Below are 23324 nucleotides of genomic sequence, written 5' to 3'. Positions count from 1 at the left end.
GGCGAAGGGTCCCGTATGCCGACCACCACCCCCCACACCGCACGCCCGACACCACCGACCCCGAACCTGCGGTCCCTGACGGGCTTACGGTTCGTGGCGTTGTTACCCGTCTTCCTCACCCACGCGGCGTTCGAGGGCGTCTTCACCGATCCGAGGAAGAGCTGGGGCTTCCTCGACGCGATGGGCTCCGCCGGCTACGCGTCGGTGTCGTTCTTCTTCATCCTCAGCGGCTTCGTCATCACCTGGTCGTACCGCTCCACCGACACCACCCGCCGGTTCTGGCGGCGGCGGGCGTTCCGGGTGTTCCCCAACCACCTCGTGGCCTATGTGTTCGCGGTGGCGCTGATGCTGGCGGCGGGCACCGCGTTCGACGTTCCCGGCATGGTCGCCCAGCTCTTCCTGGTGCACGCCTGGGTGCCCGACCCGCTGTTCATCGACACCGGCAACACCGTCACCTGGTCGCTGGGCGCCGATGTGGCGTTCTACGCGCTGTTCCCGGTGCTGCTGCTCCTGGTGAACAAGATCAAGCCAACTCGCCTGTGGTACGCGGCCGGTGCGGTGGCCCTGCTGGTCGTCGCCCTCCCCACGGTGGCGCTGACCCTGCTGCCGGACACCCCGGCGATGGCGGTGGGCGGTGTCTCGCGCAGCCAGTACTGGTTCACCTACTTCTTCCCGCTCTCCCGCGCCGTGGAGTGCGTGCTGGGCATGCTGATGGCCCGGATCGTCCTGACCGGCAAGTGGATACGCCTGGGCGTGCTGCCCGCCGCGGCCCTGGTGGCCGTCGGGTACGTCGTCGCCCAGCAGCTGCCCTTCCTCTACCGGCTGAGCGCGGTGCTGGTCGTCCCGCTCGCGCTGCTGACCGCCGCCCTCGCGGTGGCGGACGCCGAGGGCCGGGGCACTCCCCTGGGCAGCCGGGCGATGGTGTGGCTCGGTGAGCTCTCCTTCGCCTTCTACCTCGTGCACCAGGTGATCCTGGCGTACGGGCACGTCCTGCTCAGCCCGCGCGACGCGGACGGCGGGGTGCTGCCCCGGACCTGGGGCACCGCCGGCGGCATCGGGATGATCGCGCTGTCGTTCGTGGTGTCGATGGCGCTCGCCTGGCTGCTGCACAACGGCGTGGAGAAGCCGGTGATGCGTCGGTGGTCCCGTCCGCGGCGCCAGGCGGCACCGCGCCCGCCGGCGAAGGTGCCGGCAACTTAGCTGCGAAGTGAAACGTGTGGAGTGTGCGAAAGGTCTCGGCCAAACTTCCCGCACAACGGGGGAGCAAGGCTGACCGCTGCCAGAAGTCCGCGCGCGCCGTGGAGGTCCGGTGCCGGCGACCGCACCCGGGTCATCCAACAGCAGACGGTGGTGCGGCCGCCGTTGCAGCGCACCGTCCCGCCCGCACCACCTGTCGCCCATCTGGCGAGGGGTCCGCATGCAGACACGACCATCCAACCCGAACCTCAGATCCCTGACCGGGCTGCGCTTCATCGCCATGCTGCCGGTCTTCCTCACCCATGCCGCGTTCGAGGGGGTCTTCAGCGACGCGAAGGCGAGCTGGGGCTTCCTCGACGCGATGGGGAACACCGGCTATGTCGCGGTGTCGTTCTTCTTCGTGTTGAGCGGCTTCGTGATCACGTGGTCGTACCGGCCGACGGACACCCCGCGCAAGTTCTGGCGGCGGCGCTTCTTCCGGGTCTTCCCCAACCACCTGGCGACGTACGTGCTCGCCCTGGTGCTGATCACGTCGGTCGGGCTGAGCGTCGGGCTGCTGCCGTCGGTCACCCAGCTCTTCCTCGTGCAGTCCTGGGTGCCCGACCCGGCGTTCACCGACACCGGCAACAGCGTCAGCTGGTCGCTGGCGGTGGACGTGGTGTTCTACGCGCTGTTCCCGGCCCTGCTGGTCCTGGTGAACAAGATCGCTCCGGCCCGGCTGTGGTACTGGGTCGGCGCCGCGGTCGTCGGCGTGGCCGCCGTCCCCGCGATCGCGCTGACCGCGCTGCCGGACACCCCGCAGATGCCGCTCGGCGGGGTGTCCGTCAGCCAGTACTGGTTCGCCTACTTCTTCCCGCTCTTCCGGCTGCTGGAGTGCGTACTGGGCATGCTGATGGCCCGGATCGTGCTGACCGGCAAGTGGATACGCCTGCCGGTGCTGCCGGCCGCGCTGCTGGTGGTGGCGGCGTACTGGGCCGCCCAGCAGGTGCCGTACCTGTTCCGGCTGAGCGCGGTGACCGTGCTGCCGGTCGCCCTGCTGACCGCCGCCTGCGCGGTGGCGGACGCCGACGGCCGGGGCACCCTGTTCGGCGGCAAGGTCATGGTCTGGTTCGGCGAGCTCTCCTTCGCCTTCTACCTGCTGCACAACCTGGTCCTCAAGTACGGCCACCTGCTGCTCGGCCACACCGAGGAGGAGGGCGAACTGGTCGGCCACACCTGGAGCGTGCCGACCGGCATCGCGCTGATCGCCGCCGGTTTCGCGGTCTCGCTGCTGCTCGCGTGGCTGCTGCACAACGGGGTGGAGAAGCAGGCGATGCGCCGCTGGTCGCGGGCCCGGACCAAGACTCCTGTGACTGAAGTGGCCAGTGCGCTCCCTGTGAAGGACGGGGCAATTTAGCTGGGAAGTAAAGGTTCTGGAACACCCGCTCGAAACCGGCAAAGATCTCTTCTGACCAGGCGTTCGGCACCGGATTCGATCAATCGGGGTGCCCTATCTGGAGGGACGTGCAGTGCTCACGCACCATCTGCAGGATGACGACGTCGCCGCAATCGAAGCAGTGGCCGACGAACTCAGCCGCCGCTACGACACCGTGGAATCGACCGAGTTCCAGGCCGAGAGCCGGCTCTACGCGGACGAGCTGCCGCGGCGGGTGCGCCGGGCGCTGCACGAGTACCGCAGCACCGAGAAGTCCGGCATCCTCGTCGTCAGCGGCCTGTCCGTCGACGACGCGGCGCTCGGGGAGACCCCGGCGGACCGCCGGCACAAGCCGGTGCCGTCCACCTCGCTGCGGCAGGACATCGCGTTCTACCTGATAGCCAATCTGCTGGGCGACCCCATCGGGTGGGCCACCCAGCAGGACGGCTTCATCATGCACGACGTCTACCCCGTCCAGGGCTTCGAGCACGAGCAGATCGGCTGGGGCAGCGAGGAGACGCTGACCTGGCACACCGAGGACGCCTTCCACCCGCTGCGCACGGACTACCTCGGCCTGATGTGCCTGCGCAATCCGGACGGCGTCGAGACCACCGCCTGCGACATCGCCGACGTGGTGCTCGACGACGAGACCCGGGAGGTCCTCTCCCAGGAGCGCTTCCGGATCCTGCCCGACGACGCGCACCGCATCGCCGGCGGGCAGGCCGGGGACGAGAGCGCCCGCGAGCGCGAGCTGCGCGAGCGCAGCCGGCAGCGGGTGGCCTCGGCCATGGAGTCGCCGGAGCCGGTCGCCGTGCTCTTCGGCGACCCCGACGCCCCGTACCTGCGGATCGACCCGCACTACATGCAGGGCGTCCAGGGCGAGGCCGAGCAGCAGGCGCTGGACACCATCGGTGCCGCGATCGACGACGCCATGTCCGGTGTCGTCCTCAGCCCCGGTGACATCGTTTTCATCGACAACTACCGCGTCGTCCACGGACGCAAGCCGTTCCGTGCCCGCTTCGACGGTACGGACCGCTGGCTGCGCCGGCTCAACGTGGCCCGGGACCTGCGCAAGTCGCGTGAGGCCAGGCTCGCCGCGCACACCCGCGTCATCTACTGACCTCACGCCGCGGCGTGGCCGCACCCGCCGGCCGGCTGACCCCCGGCCGTCGGAACCGCGTGACCGCACGCCGCATTTCGCACGGCGCCGCCCGGGAGCCTTCCCGTGGCGGTCGCCGCGCGGGCCCATGTCATCCCGCAACTGGGAATCCTTACGTCTCTGCGAGGTACCTGTGTCCGGAACGCAGCAAGTAAAGGCCGCAATGGGGGAGTCCGAAGGTGACACCGGAAACCTCACCCAACTGGAGTTCCTGGCCCTGAACAGCGAGTTCAACATCGCTGACGGCCACGCCCGGCAGGCGCTCACGGCCGGCCAGAGCAAGATCGTCGACGATCTGCCGCTGCTCTTCGCCGAGGGCGAGAAGCGCCCCGTCGAGGAGCTCGAACAGGAGGCGCACGCCGCCTTCTTCACCGCCCTGGGCCAGCACAGCTACCCCTCGGCCCCCGGCCGGGTGCTGAGCTGCTACTCGTCCTCGGTCGCCATGGAGATCCTCTCCCGCTCGCTGGCGGAGACCATCGACACGGTGGCCCTGGTCCACCCGACCTTCGACAACATCGCCGACCTGCTGCGCGGCAACGGCCTGAAGCTGGTGCCGCTGGCCGAGGACCCGCTGCACGGCGACGACCTGGACGCGAGCCTGCTCGCGTCGGTGGGCTGCGTCTTCCTGACCACCCCGAACAACCCCACCGGCCGGGTCGTCTCCAAGGAGCGCCTGACCCGGCTCGCCGAGCAGTGCGCCGCCGCCGGCGTGATCCTGGCGCTGGACACGTCCTTCCGCGGCTTCGACACCCGTGCCCACTACGACCACTACGAGGTCCTCGAGGCCAGTGGCGTGCGCTGGGTCGTCATCGAGGACACCGGCAAGCTCTGGCCGACCCTGGACCTCAAGGTCGGCATGCTGGTCCACTCCGAGAACCTCGGGCTGCCGGTCGAGAAGATCTACTCCGACATCCTGCTCGGCGTCTCCCCGCTGATCCTGGCGATGGTGCGGCGCTTCTCGGAGGACGCGGCGGCCGGCGGCCTGGAGGAGCTGCACCGCTTCATCGCCGGCAACCGCGCCATGGTGCGCGCCGAGCTGGCCGGGCTGCCCGGGGTCACCGTTCCCGACCCCGACAGCCGCGCCAGCGTCGAGCGGGTCGGCATCGACGACCTGACGGGCACCCAGGTCTGGGACCGGCTGCGGGAGCACAACGTCTACGCGCTGCCGTGCCGCCCGTTCCACTGGGCGAACCCGACCGAGGGCGACCACACCCTGCGCCTGGCACTGGCCCGCTCCACGGACCCGCTGGCCCAGTCCGTCCGCGCCCTGCGCCACGTCCTGAAAAACCGTTGATGACCCGACTCGACCAGGCAGGGCTCCCGCACGGCTCCGCGTCCGCGCTGTCGCACGTCCGGCAGTGGCGTCCCGGCGTCGTGCAGGAGGTCGCCCCCGCCGGCGTGCTCGACCTGGGGCCCGGCTACATCGAGCCGGCCCTGCTGCCCGTACACCTCCTCAAGGAGGCGTACGGGCAGGCGCTGGCGGAGTACGGCGCGGCGGCGCTGGGCTACGGCCACGATCCGGGCGCGCAGCCGCTGCGCGCCCTGCTGGCCGCCCGGGCCGCCGCGGCGGACGGCCACCCCTGCGACGCGGAACAGGTCCTGCTGACGTCCGGCACGTCCCAGGCCCTCTACCTGCTGGCCACCTCACTGGCGGCCCCGGGCGACACAGTGCTGGCGGAGGAGCTCTGTTACGACCTGGGCCGACAGATTTTCCGGGACTGCCGGCTGCGGCTGGGCGACGTCGGCACGGACGACTCGGGCATGCTGCCCGAGGCGCTGGACCACGCCCTGGCCCGGGCCGCGGCCGCCGGCGAGCGGACCGCGTTCATCTACCTCACCCCCACCCACCACAACCCCACCGGCCGCACCATGCCGCCGGCGCGCCGCCGCGCCCTGCTGGAGGTGGCCGCCCGGCACGACGTACTGATCGTGGAGGACGACGCCTACGCGGAACTGTCCCTCGACGAGGGCCGCACTCCCCCGCCGTCGCTGGCCGCCCTGGCCGGCTACCGCGGGGTGGTCCGGCTGTGCAGCTTCTCCAAGACGCTCGGCCCCGGCCTGCGCCTGGGCTGGCTGCTCACCGACCGCGCGCTGGCCGCCCGGCTGGCCTCGCACGGCCTGTTCGTCAGCGGTGGCTCGCTCAACCACACCACGTCCCTCGCCGTGAGCACCCTGCTCGCGAGCGGCGCCTACGACCGCCATCTGACGGCCTTCCGGGCCGCGTTGCGGGCCCGTAGGGATGCCCTCGCGGGAACGTTGCGCGCGACGGCGGGAGACCGGCTGGAACTTCGCACGCCCCAGGGAGGGTTCTTCCTGTGGCTGCGCTTCAAGGACGGCGAGGACGAGCCCGGGCTGCTCGACCGTGCCGCCGGGGCCGGCGTCAGGATCGCCGCGGGCTCGCGCTTCGGCACGCCCCGGGGAACGGGCGTCCGGCTGGCCTACAGCTTCAACCCGCCCGCTTTATTGCAGCAGGCCGCACAGCAGCTGACCACCGCATGGGCCGGCAGCACGCCGGCGCCCGAGATCGGAGTGAGATCGTGACGACCAGCATCGGGACCCACGGCAGGCCCTCAGCGGCCGGTCCGGGCAGCACCGGTCCCGTCGGCTACAGCCTGCCGCTCTCGCCGACCGGCGAGTCGGCGATGCTCACCCCGCCGCCGTGGCACTTCTCCGGCGAGGTGATCATGGTCGACTACCGCGTCGACCCGGACGCCGCCCGCCGCTTCCTGCCACCGGGCCTGGAGCCGGGGGCCGACCCGGGGGCCGCGGCCGCGGTGTTCGCCACCTGGCAGTGGTGCTCTGCGGACGGAGCGGAGCTGACCGACCCCGGGCACTGCCAGTTCGGGGAGTTCCTGATCCTCCTCAGCTGCGAGTTCGAGGGCCGCCCGATGGCCCGCGCCCCGTACGCCTGGGTGGACCAGGCCGTGCCCATGATGCGCGGCTGGGTGCAGGGGATGCCCAAGCAGTTCGGGGTGGTCCACCAGAGCTGGCCGATCACGGTCGGCAAGGCGGGCTCCCGCCTGGCACCGGGCGGCCGCTTCGACGGCGCACTGACCGTCAACGGCCGGCGGGTCGTCGAGGCGTCGGTGACCGTGGAGCGCTCGACCGACCAGCGGCCGGCACTGCACGACGTGCCGCTCGCACACACGCTGATGTTCCCGGAGTGGGTGCCCTCCGGAGACGGACCGCGGCCGAAGCTGGTCGCCTCCGAGGTCAGCGACGTGGAATTCTCCCCGATCTGGACCGGATCAGGAGATCTCACATTCTTTGCCGGTCTGGGGGATGATTTCCAGGCGCTCGCACCGTTGGAGACAGTCGCCGGCCACGTGTTCTCGTACGGGGAGACCTTGCACGGAGGCCGGCTGCTCAGCGACTACTCGGTATCGAACGGCATCAGCCATGACCACGGGGGACCAAGTGCTGAGGATCCATTTCACAGTTGAGGACATAGCCCATACCCGCATGCTGGCGACTCTCGGGCCGCTCGCCGAGAGCGCTTTCGCGCTGTACCTCTTCGGCCGCAACGGAGACGTCGCCTTCCACGAATGGCGCCGCAGCGTCCGGGCGGAACTGGGCCGGGACGCGGCCCGGTTCACGGCGCTGTCGCAGCAGTTCCGCACCCTGGACGAATTACCTGCCGCCTTTGCCGACGCCTTCACCTCGGGACCCGATCCCGACCATGTGACGGCGGGCGAGGAGCGCACCGGCGCCCGGCTGCTGGCCGAGCTGTGCCGGGTGGCCGTGCTGCCGCACTGGAGCCAGATCCGCGGGCACCTCGACGGTGCCCGCGAGGGCTGGGGCAGGGTGGCCATCTCGCACGGCGTCGAGCGGCTGCTCGGGTCGGTGCACCCCAAGGTCCGCTGGCGCGCGCCGGTGCTGGAGGTGCGCCACGGACCCAACCGCGACGTCCATCTGGACGGCCGCGGGCTGCTGCTGTGCCCGTCGTTCTTCCTGTCGGAGCAGTCCTGTTCGTTCGTCACGGCGGTCGGCAAGGACGCCATGCCGGCGCTGGTCTTCCCGGTGAAGGCCTCGTCGCGAGGGGACATCTGGGGGACGCCGGAGCACGACGAGCAGGCGCTGGGCGCGCTGGTGGGGCACACCAGGGCGGCCGCGCTCGAAGCGCTCACCGAGGGCTGCTCGACGGGTGAGCTGGCCGACCGGCTGGGCATCTCGCTGGCCGGTGCCAGCAAGCACGCGGCGGTGCTGCGAAGATCCGGGCTGGTGACCACGTCCCGCAACCGCAACACCGCGCTGCACGCCCTCACGCCCCTCGGCACCGCGCTGCTCCGCAGCAGCGAACACCTCGTCGCCCCGCTTTCCGTACCGGTTTCGCGCGTACCCGCTCAGCGGGTGCGGTCCGTGCAGTTCAATCGCATCGGCCCCGGCACCGACCGGCAGGCGGTCTGACCGTCCGGGCGGCCGGCCCCGCTCCGGCGGGCGGCCGCCCCCGCACCCATGACAGGAGAGGACACGACAGTGGGCGCTAACCCCTTCGACGACCCCGACGGCAGGTATCTGGTGCTGGTCAACGACGAGGACCAGCATTCGCTCTGGCCGGCCTTCGCCGAGGTGCCCGCGGGCTGGACGGTGGCCCTCGCGGAGACCGACCGCCAGACGGCGCTGGACTTCGTCACCGAGAACTGGACCGACATGCGGCCGCGCAGCCTGGTGAAGGCGATGGAAACGACCGCCGAGTCGGTCTGACCTACCAGGTTCTTTCTCCGGGACCGCCGGCCTTCCGAGAAGTTCACCGGCGGTCCCGGGGAAGAAGTCCCGTTCTTCCCCGTCGTACGGCAGAATTCCTGCACGTGACTATTCGTCTACTCATTGCCGACGACCAGGAGATGGTCCGTCGGGGAATACGCCGCATCGTGGAGAGCCAGCCCGACATGGAAGTGGTCGGCGAGGCGGCGAACGGCGTGGAGGCCGTGGAACTGGGGCGCACGCTCACCCCGGACGTCGCGCTGGTCGACATCCGCATGCCGCGGATGGACGGCCTGGAGGTGACCCGCCGGCTGGCCGACCCGGCCGCCGCCCACCCGGTCCGCATCGTGATCGTGACGACCTTCGACCTCGACGAATACGTCTATCCCGCGCTGCGCTTCGGCGCCTCCGGTTTCCTGCTCAAGCGCTCCGGGCCGACCCTGCTGGTCGAGGCGGTGCGGGCCGCGATGGCCGGGGACAGCCTGATCAGCCCCTCGATCACGGTCCGGCTGCTCCAGCACGTCACCGGTCCGACGAACGGCGGCCGGCGGCCCCGGCGGCAGCGCGACACGGTGCTGACCGAGCGTGAGGTGGAGATCGCCGGAAAGGTCGCCGAGGGCAAGACCAATTCCGATATCGCACGGGAGCTGTTCATCTCGGCGGGCACCGTCAAGACGCATGTCGCCAGCATTCAGCGCAAGCTCCAGGTGCGGAATCGCGTCGGCGTCGCGGTGCGGGCCTGGGAGCTGGGATATGCCACCGGGCAGACTCCCGGCTGATTTCCCGCGGGCTCCGGGCCGGTCGCCGTGGCGCCGGTCCGGAGCCGTCCGCAGGGAAATCTGCCGAACGGCAGATGCCGCGATTTCCGTCCTGTGCTTCGCGTCCCGCGGCCCGGGGAATGTGCGTAGCCTCGCCCCATGAATGACGACATTCCTCCCCGGCAAAGGCGCGGCCGGTGGGCCGGAGTGGCCGCGGCGCTGATGCTCGCCCCCGCCGTGATATCGCCCCCGAGTGCCTGGCTGCTGGCGGTGCTGGCCGCGGTGACGCTGGCCGTGGCGATCCTGGCCTGGCCGGCCGGCCGGATCTCGCTGGCGCAGGCGGCGGGCGGCGCCGCGCTGCTCTCCCTCGCCGCGGACGGCGGCTACTTCGGGCAGCCCGGCCTGGTGATCCTGTGGTACCCGTTCGAGACGGTCGCGCTGCTCGTCCTGCTGGAGCGGGTGGTGCGCCATGTGCCGGGGCGCCGGGTGGCCTTCGCCGGCGCGCTGACCGGCGCCGCCGCGGTCCTGCTGCCGCTGCGGTTCACCCTGCACGCGCCCGCCGCGGGCCTGAAGGAGTCGGTGTTCGCCACCTCGGTGGCCCTCTTCCCGGCCGCCGTCGCGACGGGCATCGGCCTGTATCTGCGGTCGCTGGACAACCGCCGGGCGCATGCCGTGGTGTCGGCCCGGCGCGAGCAGCGCCTCGAAGTGGCCCGCGACCTGCACGACTTCGTCGCCCACGAGGTGACCGGCATCGTGCTGGAGGCCCAGGCGGCGCAGCTCGGCGACGCGAGCCCGGAGGAGACCCGGGCGCTGCTGCAGCGCATCGAGAAGGCCGGGCTGCGGGCCCTGGACTCCATGGACCAGACGGTGACCACGCTGCGGGAGGCGGACGGCCGCAAGTGGGGCGAGCCGCCGCCCACCCGGCTCTACGGCCTGGCGGACCTGCCCGAGCTCGTCGGCCGGTTCTCGTCGATGGCCGCGGCCGAGGTGGCGCTGTCCCTGGAGGACGAGGTGGCCGGCACCCTCTCGCGGGAGGCCGAGGACACCGCGTACCGGGTGGTGCTGGAGGCGCTGACCAACGTACGGCGGCACGCTCCGCAGGCGGGGCGGGTCGAGGTGTTCGCCGGCCGGACCGCCGACCGGGCGGTGGAGATCGCGGTGGCCGACGACGCGGGCCCCGGGGCGCCCGCGGGCACCCGGCAGGGCGGCGGCACCGGCCTGGCGGGCCTGGAGGAGCGGGTCGGCGCCCTCGGCGGCCGGCTGGAGGCGGGCCCGCACGGCCCGGGGTGGCGGGTGCGCTGCCTGCTGCCGGCGCCCGCGATCCGCTGAGCCGATATCTGCCGATCGGCAGATGTGGCGGCCGCCGGGAAACGGGATGCTCACTGCAGTGCAGCACCCCGTCTCCCTGGAGGAACCGATGTTCTCAGGCACCATCTCGAAGCGGCCCGCCACGCTCGTCGTCGCGGTGGCGGCCGTCGCCGCCACCTTCGGCCTCACCGGCTGCTCCGTGGACGCCTCGAAGGCGAAGCCGGAGGCAAAGACCTTCGCGTACGCCGGCAAGTCCCTGAAGCTGACCACGCACGAGGTCGCCACCAAGGTCGTCGCCGCCGACCGCAAGGACATCAAGGTCACCCGCTGGTTCGACTCCGCCGCGGGCAGCGAGCACCTGAAGTGGACCCTCAAGGGCGACACCCTCGACATCGACGCCGGCTGCAGCGGCATCGCGATCTGCGACGCCAAGTTCAAGGTCGAGGTCCCCAAGGGCATCGCGGTGACCAAGGACGGCGAGAAGACCCTGAGCGGGAAGAACTGACCATGCTCGACCTCGTCGACATCACCAAGGTCTACAAGGGCGGCAAACGCGCCGTCGACGACCTGACGATGCGCCTGGAGCCCGGCATGCTCGGCCTGCTGGGGCCCAACGGCGCCGGCAAGTCGTCGCTGATGCGCATCGCCTCCACCGTCACCCGCCCCACGTCGGGCAAGGTCCTCTTCCACGGCGAGGACGCGGTGGCCCGGCCCAACGCGCTGCGCCGGGCGCTCGGTTACCTCCCGCAGGACTTCGGCGTGTACCCGAATCTGACGTCCCGCGAGTTCCTGCGCTACATGGCCGCCGCCAAGGGCGTCTCGGCCCGGACCGCGAAGGCCCGGATCGACGAGCTCCTGGAGCTGGTCAACCTCACCGAGGCGGTCAAGCGGCCGCTGGGCAAGTACTCGGGCGGCATGCTGCGCCGGGTCGGCATCGCCCAGGTGCTGCTCGCCGACCCGCAGGTGATCATCGTGGACGAGCCCACCGCCGGGCTCGACCCCGAGGAGCGGGTCCGCTTCCGCAACCTGCTCAGCGAGCTGGCGGCCGAGAAGGTCGTGATGCTCTCCACCCACATCGTCTCCGACGTCGAGTCGGTGGCCTCCGACATCGCGGTGATGGCCGGCGGCCGCCTCCAGCGCCGCGGCACCCCCGAGGACCTGCTGCGTTCGGTGGCGGGCCAGGTGTGGGAGGTGCTGGTCGACCCGTCGTCCGTACCGGCGGTGCAGGCGCAGTACACCGTCAGCCGGCTGGTGCGCACCACCGAGGGTGTCCGCATCCGGCTGCTGTCGAAGGAGCTTCCGTACGAGGGCGCCGTGCAGCTGACGCCCGACCTGGAGGACGCCTACCTGGGCATCATCCGGCAGTCCGAGGGCGGCCGGCCCGCCCGGGGCTTCGGCGAACGGCCGCTGCGGGCCGGGGCGGTGTGACGCGATGCTCCAGATGCTCACCGGCCTCGCGGTGGCCGACTTCCGCGACCGGGTACGCCGTCCCGCGTACGTCGTGGTGCTGGCCGCGGCCGTCGCCCTGGGGTACGTCGCGGTGCCGGACTCGGACGCCAAATGGATGATCATGCAGATCGGTGATCACCGCGGGGTCTACAACAGTGCCTACGTCGGCATGGTGACCGCGCTGGCCGCCGGCCTGTGGATCACCCTCGGCGGCTTCTACATCGTCCGCAACTCCATCGAGCGCGACCGCAGCACCCGCGTCGGCCAGCTGCTCGCCGCCACCCCGCTGCGCACCTCCGCGTACATGCTGGGCAAGTTCCTCAGCAATCTGATGCTGCTGACGTCGATGCTCGGCGTGCTCGCCGTCACCGCGCTGATCATGCAGCTGGCCCGCGGCGAGTCCCGCGACGTCGATCTGCTGGCCCTGTGGCAGCCGTTCGTGCTGATCGCGCTGCCGCTGGTGGCGATGACCGCCGCCCTGGCGCTGCTCTTCGAGTCGCTGCCGGTGCTGCGCACCGGCCTGGGCAACATCCTGTGGTTCTGCTGCTGGATGGTGGTCTCCACGGCGGGGCAGGGCCCGGGGCTGCCGCTCGACGGCATCGGCGTCAACAGCGTGGTCCGGTCGATGTACGCCGACATGGTCGCCCAGCACATCGAGGTCGACGGCTCGTTCAGCCTCGGCCTGACCTACCTCGACAAGCCCCTCGGGCTCTTCACCTGGGACGGTTTCACGCCCACCGCCGGGTACGTGCTGGGCCGGGTGACGCTGCTGCTGATCGCCGCGGCGATCGCCGTCCTCCCTGCGCTGTGGTTCGGCCGCTTCGACCCCGCGCGCAGCCGCCCGGGCCGGTCGGCCGCCGAGAAGCAGGAGCCGGCCGCCGGCACCGTCCAGCCGGTCTTCATCGACGAGGTCGGCCCGTACGACGCCGCGTCGCGGCCCTCCGTCGCCACCCTGCTGCGCACCCGTCCGGAGCCGGGCGCGGTGTCCCTGCGGCTGTGGGCCGGCGAGGTGCGGATCCTGCTGCAGGGCGTGCGCTGGTGGTGGTGGCTGGGCGCCGGGTTCCTCTTCCTGTGCGGGCTCACCGCGCCGGAGCTGCACGGCATCATCCGTGTGATGCTGCCGCTGTCCTGGATCTGGCCGGTGCTGATCTGGTCCCGGCTGGGCACCCAGCGCCACGAACACGGCGTCGAGGGCATGCTGGGCGCCTATCCCGCGGTGCGCCGCCGGATCCTCGCCGAGTGGGCCGCGGGTCTGACCGTCACCGTCGTGGCCGGCGCCGGCCCGCTGATCCGGCTGATCGCCGCGGCCGACTGGCTGGGCCTCGCGGGCTGGACCGGCGGAGCCCTGTTCATCCCGTCCCTGGCCATGGCCCTGGGCACCCTCAGCCGCACCCACCGGCTCTTCCAGGCGGTCTACGTGCCGCTGTGGTACTCCGTCGCCAACGGCCTGCCCATCTTCGACTTCATGGGCGCGCTGCGCGACAGCAGCGAACTGGCCACCGTCCAGCCGCCGGTCACGGTGGTGGTGTCCGCCGCCCTGCTGACCGTCGTCTTCATGGCCGGCGTCCTGCGCCGCTTCAGCCGCGACTGAGCCCGTCGGCCCCGTCGGCAACCGCCCCGTCCCCCGCCGACGGGCCGGGGCCCGCGCACCCCGCGCGCCCGAGAGAGGAGAACACCGTGCCCGATCCCGCCCACGGCCACCCCGCCCGCCGCCGCCTCGTCGTCGACCACACCCGCCACACCCGGCCCCTCCAGGCCGAACGCCGCATCGCGGAACTGGAGGACGAGCTGGACGAGTTGCGCAGCGCCAACGCGATCCTGTTATCGGTGGCGACCTACTTCCACCGCGCCAACTCCCATGACCTGCCCGGCAGTCCGGGGATACCTTCCCCGGATGCCGGCGACCGCTGACCTTCCGTCAGCGCCCCGGCACACACCGACAACGGGGGTGATCAACGAACTCGATCCGCACAGAACCAAGGAGCTTTCGATGCGATTCCGGCGCCGACGCACCACCGCGCCCCGCGCAACCGGCCGGCACCCGCACCCGGCCGCCCGCCCTCTTCAGGCCACCGCCGTGATGACGCTGGCCACGGCCCTGGCCGTGGCACTGACCGGCGCCTGCGCCCCCGTGGCGCCGCAGCCGCGCGCCGAACGGGCCGCGCCCGCCGCCGCCCGGGCCCCGCAGTGGACCGCCACCTGGGGGGCCGCCGTGCAGCAGGCGACGGACGACGCGCAGGACGGCCCCAACTGGTCCCGGAAGGGCTTCGGCGACGAGACGCTGCGCCAGGTGATCCGCCTGAGCGTCGGCGGCCCCACCCTGCGGCTGCGCTTCTCCAACGCCTACGGCACCCGGCCGCTGCACCTGGCCGGTGCGACCGTCGCCCGGTCGGACGGTGACGCCAAGGCGCGCCCCGGCACCGTACGCACCCTCACCTTCCACGGCGCCTCCACGGTCACCGTCCCCACCGGCCGGGACACCGTCACCGACGCCGTCGACCTGCCCACCAGCAACCTGGAGAAGCTCACCGTCTCGCTGCGCTTCACCGCCCCCACCGGCCCGGCCACCCTGCACCGCTTCACCACGGCCACCTCCTACCGCGCCCCCGGCGACCTGCTGCGCAGCCCGGCCGCCGCCGCCTTCGACCGCCGTACCTCGCACGCCTGGTACTACCTGACCGCCGCCGAGGTGACCGGCTCCACCTCGTCCCTGATGGTCTTCGGCGACTCCCTGATGGACGGCGTGGGAACCAGCCCCGGCACGGACAACCGCTTTTCCGACAAGCTCGTCGAGCGCCTCATCGCCGCCGGCCGCCCGCAGGGCATGACCAACGCCGGCCTGGCCGGCGACCGGCTGCTGCACGACTCCCCCTGTTACGGCGAGAAGGGCATCGCCCGCTTCGAGCGGGAACTGCGCGAACGCGCCGCCCTGCGCACGGTCTTCATCCACCTCGGCGCGAACGACCTGTCCCGCCCGCGGGACGGCGACCGGTGCGCCAAGGGCCGCCCGCCGGTCACCGCCCGGCAGCTGATCGACGGCCACCGTGCCCTCATCCGCGAGGCGCACGCGCACGGTGTGAAGGCCATCGGCGTGACGATCCTGCCGCTCACCGCCGCGGTCTTCCCGTTCACCACCCCCGCCGGCGACAAGGTCCGCCGGGAGCTCAACCACTGGATCCGTACCAGCCACGCCTACGACGCCGTCCTGGACGCCGACCGGGTGCTGACCGACCCGCGGCAGCCCGCCCGCTCCCGCCCCGGTTACGTCTCCCAGGACGGTCTGCACCCCAGCGACGCCGGCTATCTGGCGATGGCCTCCGCCGTCCGGCTGAACGCCCTCTGACCCCGTCGCCCGCCCCCTGACCGCCCCGACCAGGTGTTCCCCCGTCCCTGGTCGGGGCTTCCTTCCGTGCCGGCCCCGGCTGGCCGGAAAGCGCATTTCCCCCGGACGGGCACCGGCCTACCTTTGACTCCGTGACCAGATTCGAAATCTGGTCACGGAGTCGGAGGGGGAACCGTGGAACGCGCGGAGCGCGCCGAGCGCATCCTGGAGGCGGCCGAGGAGCTGCTGCTCGCCTGGGGGTACGGGCGGGTGACCATCGACGAGATCGCCCGGCGCGCCAAGGTCGGCAAGGGCACGGTGTATCTGCACTGGAGGACCAAGGACGCGCTGCTGCTGGCGGTCGTGCTGAAGGTCCAGTCCCGGGGCCGGCAGCGCCAGTTGGCGCGGATGCGCGCCGACCCGCTGGAGGTCCTGCCCAGCCGGGTGGTCAGCGGGCTGTTCCGTGACTTCCTGGGCGAGCCGGCGCTGCGCGCCGTCTACACCGCCGACTCCGACACCCTCGGCCGGCTCAACGACACCGCGAAGCAGGAGTTCGCGGAGCTGGTGGCGCACAGCGACCGGACCCTGTGCCGCCATCTGGAGGTGCTGCGCGCGCACGGCCTGGTGCGCGACGACACCGACGTCCGGCACCAGCGGTACACCCTGCTGGCGATCGCCACCGGCTTCGTCACGTCCGAGGCGCTGCACGGCGACCGCGCCCCGGAGCCCGCGGAGGTGCGTACCGAGCTCCTCGCCCGGGCCGTCCACTGCGCGCTGGAGACCCCCGCCGGCGCCGGCCGGCAGCGCGCCGCCGCAGCCGCCGCTCCGGACGTCATCGCCCTCTACGAGGAGCTGACCGAGCTGAGCGAGCAGGAGATGCGCCGGCAACTGCGCCGCTGACCCCGGCCGTTCCCCGGCCGCCCGCCCGCACAACGGCACCGCGCCGGGTCCGCCCCGCCACACCGCCACTCCCAACCCGAGGAGAACGAACGATGTCGGCATTACCCAGCAACACGTTCACCGAGCACGTCGGCAAGCACCCGGGCGAACCGAACGTGATGGATCCGGCGCTGATCGGTGATCCGTTCGCCGGTTACGGCGCGCTGCGCGAGCAGGGCCCGGTCGTGCGGGGGCGGTTCGTGGACGACTCCCCCGTGTGGTTCGTGACCCGCTTCGAGGAGGTCCGCGAGGTCCTGCGGGACCAGCGGTTCCGGAACAATCCGGTCTCCTCGGCGCCGGACGCGGACCCCGAGGACACCCCGCTGTCCCGGCTGATGGACATGATGGGTTTCCCCGAGCACCTGCGCGTCTATCTGCTCGGCTCGATCCTCAACAACGACGCCCCCGACCACACCCGGCTGCGCCGCCTGGTCTCCCGGGCCTTCACCGCGCGGAAGATCACCGATCTGCGGCCGCGCGTCGCACAGATAGCCGACGAGCTGCTGGCCCGGCTGCCGGAGCACGCCGAGGACGGCGTCGTCGACCTGATCCAGCACTTCGCCTATCCCCTGCCGATCACCGTCATCTGCGAACTGGTCGGCATCCCCGAGGAGGACCGCCCGCAGTGGCGCACCTGGGGCGCCGACCTGGTCTCGCTGCAGCCGGACCGGATGAGCCGGTCCTTCCCGGCGATGATCGACCACATCCACGAGCTGATCGCGGCGCGGCGCCGGGCGCTCACCGACGACCTGCTCAGCGAGCTGATCCGAACCCATGACGACGACGGCAGCCGGCTCAGCGACGTCGAGATGGTCACCATGGTCCTCACCGTCGTCCTGGCCGGCCACGAGACCACCGCGCACCTCATCGGCAACGGCACGGCGGCCCTGCTCACCCACCCCGACCAGCTGCGGCTGCTCAAGGACGACCCGGCGCTGCTGCCGCGCGCGGTGCACGAGTTGATGCGCTGGTGCGGCCCGGTGCACATGACCCAGCTGCGCTACGCCGCCGAGGACGTCGAGCTGGCGGGCGTCCGGATCCGCAAGGGGGACGCCGTCCAGCTCATCCTGGTGTCGGCGAACCGCGATCCGCGCCACTACACCGAACCCGACCGTCTGGACCTGACCCGGCACCCCGCCGGCCACGCCGAGAACCATGTGGGGTTCGGCCACGGGGCGCACTACTGTCTGGGCGCCACGCTCGCCAAGCAGGAGGGCGAGGTCGCCCTCGGCGCCCTGCTCAGGCACTTCCCCGAGCTGTCGCTGGCCGTCGCGCCGGACGCCCTGGAGCGCACACCGGTACCGGGCAGCTGGCGGCTGAATGCGCTGCCGCTGCGTCTGCGCTGAGCCGCCACCGGATCGGCGCCACGCACCGCCCCGCACGGTCAACTGCGGCCCACCGCAGCCGACTTGCCGCCGCCGTCGCCTACTCCCCGCCGTCGACCTGCGCCCGCCAGGTGACCGACGGGGAGCCCGCGCCCGCACCGGTGAAGACGACGGCGGCCGGGGCGTCGCCCTTCGGCAGCAGATGGACGGAGCACTCGGTGACCACGCCGTTCGGCTTCACCATCTTGTAGGGGACGGCCTCGGGGCACTTGGCGACCCCGGGGCCGCCGATGTCGAGCAGCGTCATCTTCCGCACGGTCCGGCCGCCGGCGGTCCGCAGCGTCACCCCGTCGCTCATGCTCGGCAGCACGTCGTACTTGCCGCTGTTGCGGTACTGCATCGTGACGTAGAACGGGATCATCTTCTTCTGGTCCGCGTCCAGGTCGAAGCGGCTCAGGTCGGCCAGCGAGCCGGTCCGCACGCCCTTGGGCGTGATGCGCAGCGACACGGGGCGGTCGCGGCTGTCCGTGGTGATGCCGTCGGCGGGCACGTCCGGGGCCAGCAGCCCATTGGAGCCGCCCTTGGCGCCGCCGACCTGCCACATGAGGGTGTCACCGCCGTCGTCCTTGTAGGAGACGGTGGCCGGCGGCCGGCTCTTGGGCAGCATGAAGATCTGGCAGATCGCGGAGGTGGCACCGGCCGCCAGCTCGGACGTGCCGCTCTCACGGCACTCGGGCGGCAGCCCGGAGCCGGTGGCGAGCGGGTCGGTCCGGAACAGCGAGACGGCCTGGGCGGCCTGGCCGTCCGAGCTGTTGACGGAGAAGTTCCGCTCCGGGGACAGGTTCTTCACCGTGGCCTTGCCGGTGTTGGTGTAGGAGAAGGTGAGGTAGTACGGCACCATCCCCTTGAGGTCGTCGTCCAGGCGGATGTGCGACAGGTCGGAGTCCGAGCCGCGGGCCAGCCGGGTGGGCGTGAGCCGCAGGGGATGCGCCGTGTGGTCGGAGCCGGTCCAGGTGGCCCGGCGCGGCGTGGGCTTCATCGGCAGCGGCTGGGCGGGCGTGACGGATTCCGCCGCTCCCGGCTTCCGGCCGGTGTCACCGCCCGCGCATCCCACCGCCAGCAGCAGGAGCGCGCCCATGCCCGCGGCACCCGCGAGACGTATCGGCATCCGCACAACTGACCCCCGTTGTTCCGTTCCGTGCGGCGCCCGGCCGCACGGCGTTGGCTCTTCCCTGTCCGACCGGCGACCGCCGCCCGTGACGACGCGCGGCAGCGCCGGGCGGACAGATTAGCCGCCCCGTGCGGGGCCGACCTGTGGTGCCCCCGGCGGGTGTCAGCGCGGGCGGCGGGCCCGCAGCGAGTACATCAGCGGGACGCGGGGGCGGTCGCCGGGGAACCGGTAGAAGCCGTCGTCGGCTCGCCGCAGCGTGCCGAAACGCTGGAACATCGTCATGTCGTGCTCGTGCAGGAATTCCAGGTGCAGGCCGGCGCCGGCCAGGGCGGAGACGACCTCGCCGATCGGGTGCTGCCATTCCACGCTGCGGTTGTTGACCGTCTGCGCGTCGAAGTCCGTGTAGCTGCCGGGCACTTCGTCGACCCAGGCGTCGCGGCTGAAGTAGTCGTGGACGATGCGCGAGCCGGTCTCGTCGTCCAGGGCGTCGCACAGCGGGTGGAACTCGGCGAGGTAGAGGAAGCCGCCGGGGGCCACGAGCGAGGCGGCGGTGTCGGCCCACCGCTCCAGGTCCGGGAGCCAGTTCAGGGCGCCGATGCCGGTGTAGACGATGTCGTAGGCGTCGTCCGGGACGGCCTCGGCGGCGTCGTAGACGTCGGCGGCGACGAACGCCGCGCGGTCCGGGCCGTAGCCGAGCTCGGCGGCCAGTTCGCGGGCGGCCTCGACGGCCGGTTCGGAGAAGTCCAGGCCGACGACGCGGGCGGCGCCGCGGTGCGCCCACGAGAGGGTGTCCTGGCCGAAGTGGCACTGCAGGTGCAGCAGGGACCGGCCGGTGACGTCACCGACCTCGGCGGTCTCGAATGCCCTGAGCACATCCCGGACCCGGCGGAACCGGTCCTGGTCATAAAAATCGCTCGCGGTGTGGAGGGCGACCCGCTCGTCCCACCTGGCGCGATTGGCCTCTCGCCAGTCGTCGGGGCCGTTGTGTCTTCGCATATCACGAAGTTATCCACAGGCTTGGGGCCCTCGCCAACGCATTTGGGCTGCCGGGCGCAGAATGGGCCCATGACTGACGAGACGACCGCGGGCCCCGACCACTCCACCGAGCCGAACCCTCCGACGACCGAAGCCGGCCGCTCCTCCGTGACGGTGTCGGGCCAGGCCGCCCCGATAGCGGGCGACGCCGTGCCGGACTGGGAGAAGCGCTTCCGCGCCCCGCGGATCGGCCTGCCGGACTGGGCCGAGGACGCCCCGGACCGCTCCTTGTTCGTCTCGAACGCCACCGGCACCTTCGAGCTGTACGCCTGGGACCGGGCGACCGGCGGGCAGCGCCAGGTCACGGACCGGCCGAACGGCACGACGGACGGCACCCTGTCGCCGGACGGCGAGTGGATCTGGTGGTTCTCGGACACCGACGGGGACGAGTTCGGCGTCTGGATGCGGCAGCCGTTCGCCGGCGGCCCGGACGAGCCCGCCACCCCGGGCCTCGACCCCTCGTACCCGGGCGGCCTGGCGATCGGCCGGGACGGCACGGCGGTCGTCGGGCGCTCGACCGACGAGGACGGCTCGACGGTCCACCTCGTCCGGCCGGGACAGCCGCCGGTGGAGATCTACCGCCACCGTGAGTCGGCGGGCGTCGGCGACCTCTCGCACGACGGCTCGCTGATCGCCCTGGAGCACACCGAGCACGGCGACGCGATGCACTCCGCGATCCGTGTGGTGCGCCCCGACGGCTCCACGGTCGCGGAGCTGGACGACACCAACGGCGGGACCGAGGAGCTGGGCCTGTCGGTGATGGGCTTCGCGCCGGTGGACGGTGACTCCCGGCTGCTGGTGGGACATCAGCGGCGGGGCCGCTGGGAGCCCATGATCTGGGACCCGCTGACGGGCGTGGAGACGCCGCTGGAGATCGACCTCCCCGGCGATGTGGGCGCCGACTGGTATCCGGACGGCTCCGCACTGCTGGTGGAGCACGAATACCAGGCGCGCAGCGAACTGTGGCGCTTCGACCTGTCCGGCGCGGCCGGCCCGCCCCTGACCCGGGTCGAGACCCCGGCCGGCACGGTCGCGGGCGCGACGGCGCGGCCGGACGGCACCGTCGAGTTCCTCTGGTCGTCGGCCGCCCAGCCCCCGGAGGTCCGCTCGACCAGCGGCAAGGTCGTCCTGGACCCGCCCGGCGCGGCGGCGCCCGCCTCGGTGGCGGTGCGGGACGTGTGGGTGGAGGGCCCCGGCGGCCGGATCCACGCCCTGGTCCAGCAGCCGTCCGGCGACGGGCCCTTCCCGACGGTCTTCGACATCCATGGCGGCCCGACCTGGCACGACAGCGATGCCTTCGCCTCGTCCCCGGCGGCCTGGGTGGACCACGGCTTCGCCGTCGTCCGCGTCAACTACCGCGGCTCGACGGGCTACGGCCGGGCCTGGACGGACGCCCTCAAGCACCGCGTGGGCCTGATCGAGCTGGAGGACATCGCCGCGGTGCGCGCGTGGGCGGTCTCGTCCGGCCTGGCGGATCCCGAGCGCCTGGTACTGGCCGGCGGCTCCTGGGGCGGCTATCTCACGCTCCTGGGCCTCGGCACGCAGCCGGACGCGTGGGCCGTGGGCCTGGCGGCGGTCCCGGTCGCGGACTACGTCACGGCGTACAACGACGAGATGGAGGCCCTCAAGGCGATGGACCGCACCCTCCTCGGCGGCACGCCCGAGGAGGTCCCCGAGCGCTTCGAGGCGTCGTCCCCGCTGACGTACGTCGAGGCGGTCCGGGCCCCGGTCTACATCTCCGCGGGCGTCAACGACCCCCGCTGCCCGATCCGGCAGGTCGAGAACTACGTCAAGCGGCTGGAGCAGCGCGGCCACCCGCACGAGGTCTACCGCTATGACGCCGGTCATGGCTCCCTCGTGGTGGAGGAGCGCATCAAGCAGGTCCGCCTGGAACTCGACTTCGCCCAACGCCACCTCAAGCCCAAGACGGAGCACCACGAGCCCCCCGCGGCCCAGCAGCCCTGACCCAGGGCCCACCGGCCCACGGAGGGCACGGAGGACACGGAGGACACGCAGCACAGGAAAGCCCGACAGCAGAACCGGACACCCCGGGAGGAGAAGAACAAGCCCTCGCTCAGGCGGCGCTGTGATGGGCGAGGGCGGCGTGCGGGTCCGTGCCCGCGGCGGCGGTGTGGTCGGTGTGCACGGTCGCGGCCGTGAGCCGCGGCACCGCGTGGATCAGGGCGTGTTCCGCGGCGACGGCGAGGGCGTGTGCCTGGACCACCGTCAGGGTGGAGTCGACGACGATCTCGGCCTCGGCACGCAGGCTGTGCCCGATCCACCGCATGCGGACCTGCCCGATGCCGCGCACGCCGTCCACGGCGCGCAGGGTGCGCTCCGCGGTGTCGAGGAGCGCGGGATCGACGGAGTCCATCAGGCGCCGGTAGACCTCGCGGGCCGCGTCCCGCAGCACCACGAGGAGGGCCGCGGTGATGAGCAGACCGATGAGCGGGTCGGCCAGGCGCCAGCCGAGGGCGGCGCCGCCGGCGCCGAGGAGCACGGCGAGGGAGGTGAAGCCGTCGGTCCGGGCGTGCAGCCCGTCGGCGACCAGCGCGGCGGAGCCGATCCGGCGGCCGGTGCGGATGCGGTAGCGGGCCACCCACTCGTTGCCGACGAACCCGGCCACGGCGGCGAGGGCCACCGCCCACAGGTGCGTCACCTCACGGGGGTGCAGCAGACGGTCGACCGCCTCGTAGGCGGCAAGGAGAGAGGAGACCGCGATGGTCAGCACGATGGCGATACCCGCGAGGTCCTCGGCACGGCCGTAGCCGTAGGTGTAGCGGCGGTTCGCGGCCCGGCGGCCGAGGACGAAGGCGATGCCCAGGGGCACCGCGGTGAGGGCGTCGGCACCGTTGTGGAGGGTGTCACCGAGCAGCGCCACGGACCCGGACACCGCGACGATCACCGCCTGCACCGCACAGGTCAGCCCCAGCACACCGAGCGACAGCCACAGCGTGCGCATGCCCTCGCGTGAGGTCTCCATCGCCGCATCGACCTTGTCCACGGTCTCGTGACTGTGCGGAACGACCACATGCCCGACCCGATGCCACACCCGGGCCCACCACCCGCCACGCCCGTGCGCATGCGAATGGGGACGCGGATGCGGATGCGGATGCGCCTCCTCCGGTCCCCCGTGCGCCGCACCGTGCGGGTGGCCGGCGCCGGGAGCGTGGTGGCTGCCGTGGCCGGCGGGGCCGTGGTCGGCGTGGCCACCGGCGGCGGGGGGCTCGTGGTGGCTGCCGTGGCCGGCGGGGCCGTGATTGGCGTGGCCACCGGCGGTGAGGTGCTCGTGGCGGCTGTCGTGACCGGCGGGGTCTCCGTAGCCGTCGTGCCCGTCGGGGGCGCCGGCGGCGAGGGGGGCGTGGCGATCAGGGCCGTGCGGATGCGGGTGGTTGCCTGCCATACGGCCTACCGTGGCACGCCGATCGCATTGCGGCTACAACGGTCATACGCCCGATGACCAGGTGCGACACCGTCGCAAGAGCTGTCTCTTATACACATCTGACGCTGCCGACGATCTACTCTGTGTAGATCTCGGTGGTC

The 23324-nt window shown here is 72.2% G+C and carries 21 protein-coding genes; 18 read left to right on the top strand and 3 right to left on the bottom strand.

Features of this window, described 5'->3' with window-relative positions; genetic code table 11:
* Nucleotides 1–15: 15 nt before the first annotated feature.
* The 17 genes from OO62_RS29040 to OO62_RS28960 all read left to right on the top strand — a co-directional run bounded on the left by OO62_RS29040 (nucleotide 16) and on the right by OO62_RS28960 (nucleotide 17596).
* Entirely contained in the window at nucleotides 16–1200 is a 1185-nt protein-coding gene (locus tag OO62_RS29040) for an acyltransferase family protein (protein WP_051733693.1), read from the top strand.
* 217 nt (nucleotides 1201–1417) lie between these two features.
* On the top strand, nucleotides 1418–2593 hold the full coding sequence (locus OO62_RS29035) for an acyltransferase family protein (RefSeq protein WP_051733692.1): 1176 nt from the start codon (nucleotides 1418–1420) through the stop codon (nucleotides 2591–2593).
* A gap of 88 nt (nucleotides 2594–2681) precedes the next feature.
* Nucleotides 2682–3731, top strand: a complete 1050-nt coding sequence (gene gntD, locus OO62_RS29030) for a guanitoxin biosynthesis L-enduracididine beta-hydroxylase GntD (protein ID WP_318533619.1) — start codon at nucleotides 2682–2684, stop codon at nucleotides 3729–3731.
* A 202-nt stretch (nucleotides 3732–3933) separates the two neighbouring features.
* Nucleotides 3934–5064, top strand: a complete 1131-nt coding sequence (gene mppP / locus OO62_RS29025) for an enduracididine biosynthesis enzyme MppP (RefSeq protein ID WP_033270600.1) — start codon at nucleotides 3934–3936, stop codon at nucleotides 5062–5064.
* The gene (gene mppQ, locus OO62_RS37145; RefSeq protein ID WP_051733691.1) at nucleotides 5064–6311 is read left to right on the top strand and encodes an enduracididine biosynthesis enzyme MppQ; all 1248 of its coding nucleotides are present in this window, start codon (nucleotides 5064–5066) and stop codon (nucleotides 6309–6311) included. The genes mppP and mppQ overlap by 1 nt, the downstream gene beginning before the upstream one ends.
* Nucleotides 6308–7213, top strand: a complete 906-nt coding sequence (gene mppR / locus OO62_RS29015; RefSeq protein ID WP_033270621.1) for an enduracididine biosynthesis enzyme MppR — start codon at nucleotides 6308–6310, stop codon at nucleotides 7211–7213. The genes mppQ and mppR overlap by 4 nt, the downstream gene beginning before the upstream one ends.
* A 19-nt stretch (nucleotides 7214–7232) precedes the next feature.
* Entirely contained in the window at nucleotides 7233–8177 is a 945-nt protein-coding gene (locus OO62_RS29010) for an ArsR/SmtB family transcription factor (protein WP_051733690.1), read from the top strand.
* Between the two features lie 69 nt (nucleotides 8178–8246).
* Nucleotides 8247–8474, top strand: a complete 228-nt coding sequence (locus tag OO62_RS29005; RefSeq protein ID WP_129322997.1) for an MbtH family protein — start codon at nucleotides 8247–8249, stop codon at nucleotides 8472–8474.
* A 104-nt stretch (nucleotides 8475–8578) separates the two neighbouring features.
* Nucleotides 8579–9253, top strand: coding sequence for a response regulator (locus OO62_RS29000; protein ID WP_033270598.1), 675 nt, complete (start codon nucleotides 8579–8581; stop codon nucleotides 9251–9253).
* A gap of 138 nt (nucleotides 9254–9391) precedes the next feature.
* Nucleotides 9392–10561, top strand: a complete 1170-nt coding sequence (locus OO62_RS28995; RefSeq protein ID WP_033270597.1) for a sensor histidine kinase — start codon at nucleotides 9392–9394, stop codon at nucleotides 10559–10561.
* Nucleotides 10562–10607: 46 nt separating this feature from the next.
* A complete protein-coding gene (locus tag OO62_RS28990) occupies nucleotides 10608–11045 on the top strand; it encodes a hypothetical protein (RefSeq protein WP_228332500.1) in 438 nt (145 codons plus the stop codon).
* A 2-nt stretch (nucleotides 11046–11047) separates the two neighbouring features.
* The gene (locus OO62_RS28985; protein WP_033270596.1) at nucleotides 11048–11968 is read left to right on the top strand and encodes an ABC transporter ATP-binding protein; all 921 of its coding nucleotides are present in this window, start codon (nucleotides 11048–11050) and stop codon (nucleotides 11966–11968) included.
* Nucleotides 11969–11972: 4 nt separating this feature from the next.
* Complete coding sequence (locus OO62_RS28980; protein ID WP_033270595.1) at nucleotides 11973–13580, top strand: ABC transporter permease; 1608 nt, start codon at nucleotides 11973–11975, stop codon at nucleotides 13578–13580.
* Between the two features lie 86 nt (nucleotides 13581–13666).
* Nucleotides 13667–13900 (top strand): hypothetical protein, encoded by a 234-nt coding sequence (locus OO62_RS28975; RefSeq protein WP_033270594.1) that lies wholly within the window; start codon nucleotides 13667–13669, stop codon nucleotides 13898–13900.
* A gap of 79 nt (nucleotides 13901–13979) precedes the next feature.
* Complete coding sequence (locus tag OO62_RS28970) at nucleotides 13980–15332, top strand: SGNH/GDSL hydrolase family protein (protein ID WP_033270593.1); 1353 nt, start codon at nucleotides 13980–13982, stop codon at nucleotides 15330–15332.
* Between the two features lie 174 nt (nucleotides 15333–15506).
* Entirely contained in the window at nucleotides 15507–16211 is a 705-nt protein-coding gene (locus OO62_RS28965; protein ID WP_033270592.1) for a TetR/AcrR family transcriptional regulator, read from the top strand.
* Nucleotides 16212–16303: 92 nt separating this feature from the next.
* Complete coding sequence (locus OO62_RS28960) at nucleotides 16304–17596, top strand: cytochrome P450 family protein (protein ID WP_033270591.1); 1293 nt, start codon at nucleotides 16304–16306, stop codon at nucleotides 17594–17596.
* A gap of 79 nt (nucleotides 17597–17675) precedes the next feature.
* On the opposite strand, the gene OO62_RS28955 is transcribed toward OO62_RS28960, so the two are convergent.
* Nucleotides 17676–18743, bottom strand: a complete 1068-nt coding sequence (locus OO62_RS28955; protein ID WP_051733689.1) for a hypothetical protein — start codon at nucleotides 18741–18743, stop codon at nucleotides 17676–17678.
* Nucleotides 18744–18908: 165 nt separating this feature from the next.
* Nucleotides 18909–19742: a class I SAM-dependent methyltransferase gene (locus OO62_RS28950; RefSeq protein ID WP_033270590.1), complete on the bottom strand. Its 834-nt coding sequence runs from the start codon at nucleotides 19740–19742 to the stop codon at nucleotides 18909–18911.
* A gap of 69 nt (nucleotides 19743–19811) precedes the next feature.
* On the opposite strand from OO62_RS28950, the gene OO62_RS28945 reads away from it, so the two are divergent.
* Nucleotides 19812–21746, top strand: coding sequence for a S9 family peptidase (locus OO62_RS28945; protein WP_398741614.1), 1935 nt, complete (start codon nucleotides 19812–19814; stop codon nucleotides 21744–21746).
* Nucleotides 21747–21855: 109 nt separating this feature from the next.
* Here the strand turns inward: OO62_RS28945 and OO62_RS28940 are convergent, their stop codons facing one another.
* Nucleotides 21856–23184 carry a cation diffusion facilitator family transporter gene (locus OO62_RS28940; protein WP_228332499.1) on the bottom strand — a complete coding sequence of 443 codons (1329 nt, stop codon included), beginning with the start codon at nucleotides 23182–23184 and terminating at the stop codon, nucleotides 21856–21858.
* Nucleotides 23185–23324 lie beyond the last annotated feature (140 nt).

The sequence above is a fragment of the Streptomyces lydicus genome (genome assembly GCF_000717345.1).
Classification (GTDB): Bacteria; Actinomycetota; Actinomycetes; order Streptomycetales; family Streptomycetaceae; genus Streptomyces; species Streptomyces lydicus.
The sequence above is the reverse complement of the archived record's forward strand: the minus strand, read 5'-3'. Positions and strand labels throughout refer to the sequence as shown.

Coding starts and splice junctions, on each gene's coding strand:
- OO62_RS28970 (WP_033270593.1), top strand. CDS start 13,980: ATGCGATTCCGGCGCCGACGCACCACCGCGCCCCGCGCAACCGGCCGG.
- OO62_RS28945 (WP_398741614.1), top strand. CDS start 19,812: ATGACTGACGAGACGACCGCGGGCCCCGACCACTCCACCGAGCCGAAC.
- OO62_RS28955 (WP_051733689.1), bottom strand. CDS start 18,743: ATGCCGATACGTCTCGCGGGTGCCGCGGGCATGGGCGCGCTCCTGCTG.
- OO62_RS29040 (WP_051733693.1), top strand. CDS start 16: ATGCCGACCACCACCCCCCACACCGCACGCCCGACACCACCGACCCCG.
- OO62_RS29010 (WP_051733690.1), top strand. CDS start 7,233: ATGCTGGCGACTCTCGGGCCGCTCGCCGAGAGCGCTTTCGCGCTGTAC.
- mppP (WP_033270600.1), top strand. CDS start 3,934: ATGGGGGAGTCCGAAGGTGACACCGGAAACCTCACCCAACTGGAGTTC.
- OO62_RS28960 (WP_033270591.1), top strand. CDS start 16,304: ATGTCGGCATTACCCAGCAACACGTTCACCGAGCACGTCGGCAAGCAC.
- OO62_RS28940 (WP_228332499.1), bottom strand. CDS start 23,184: ATGGCAGGCAACCACCCGCATCCGCACGGCCCTGATCGCCACGCCCCC.
- OO62_RS28995 (WP_033270597.1), top strand. CDS start 9,392: ATGAATGACGACATTCCTCCCCGGCAAAGGCGCGGCCGGTGGGCCGGA.
- OO62_RS28990 (WP_228332500.1), top strand. CDS start 10,608: ATGCTCACTGCAGTGCAGCACCCCGTCTCCCTGGAGGAACCGATGTTC.
- OO62_RS28980 (WP_033270595.1), top strand. CDS start 11,973: ATGCTCCAGATGCTCACCGGCCTCGCGGTGGCCGACTTCCGCGACCGG.
- OO62_RS28985 (WP_033270596.1), top strand. CDS start 11,048: ATGCTCGACCTCGTCGACATCACCAAGGTCTACAAGGGCGGCAAACGC.
- OO62_RS28950 (WP_033270590.1), bottom strand. CDS start 19,742: ATGCGAAGACACAACGGCCCCGACGACTGGCGAGAGGCCAATCGCGCC.
- OO62_RS29035 (WP_051733692.1), top strand. CDS start 1,418: ATGCAGACACGACCATCCAACCCGAACCTCAGATCCCTGACCGGGCTG.
- mppQ (WP_051733691.1), top strand. CDS start 5,064: ATGACCCGACTCGACCAGGCAGGGCTCCCGCACGGCTCCGCGTCCGCG.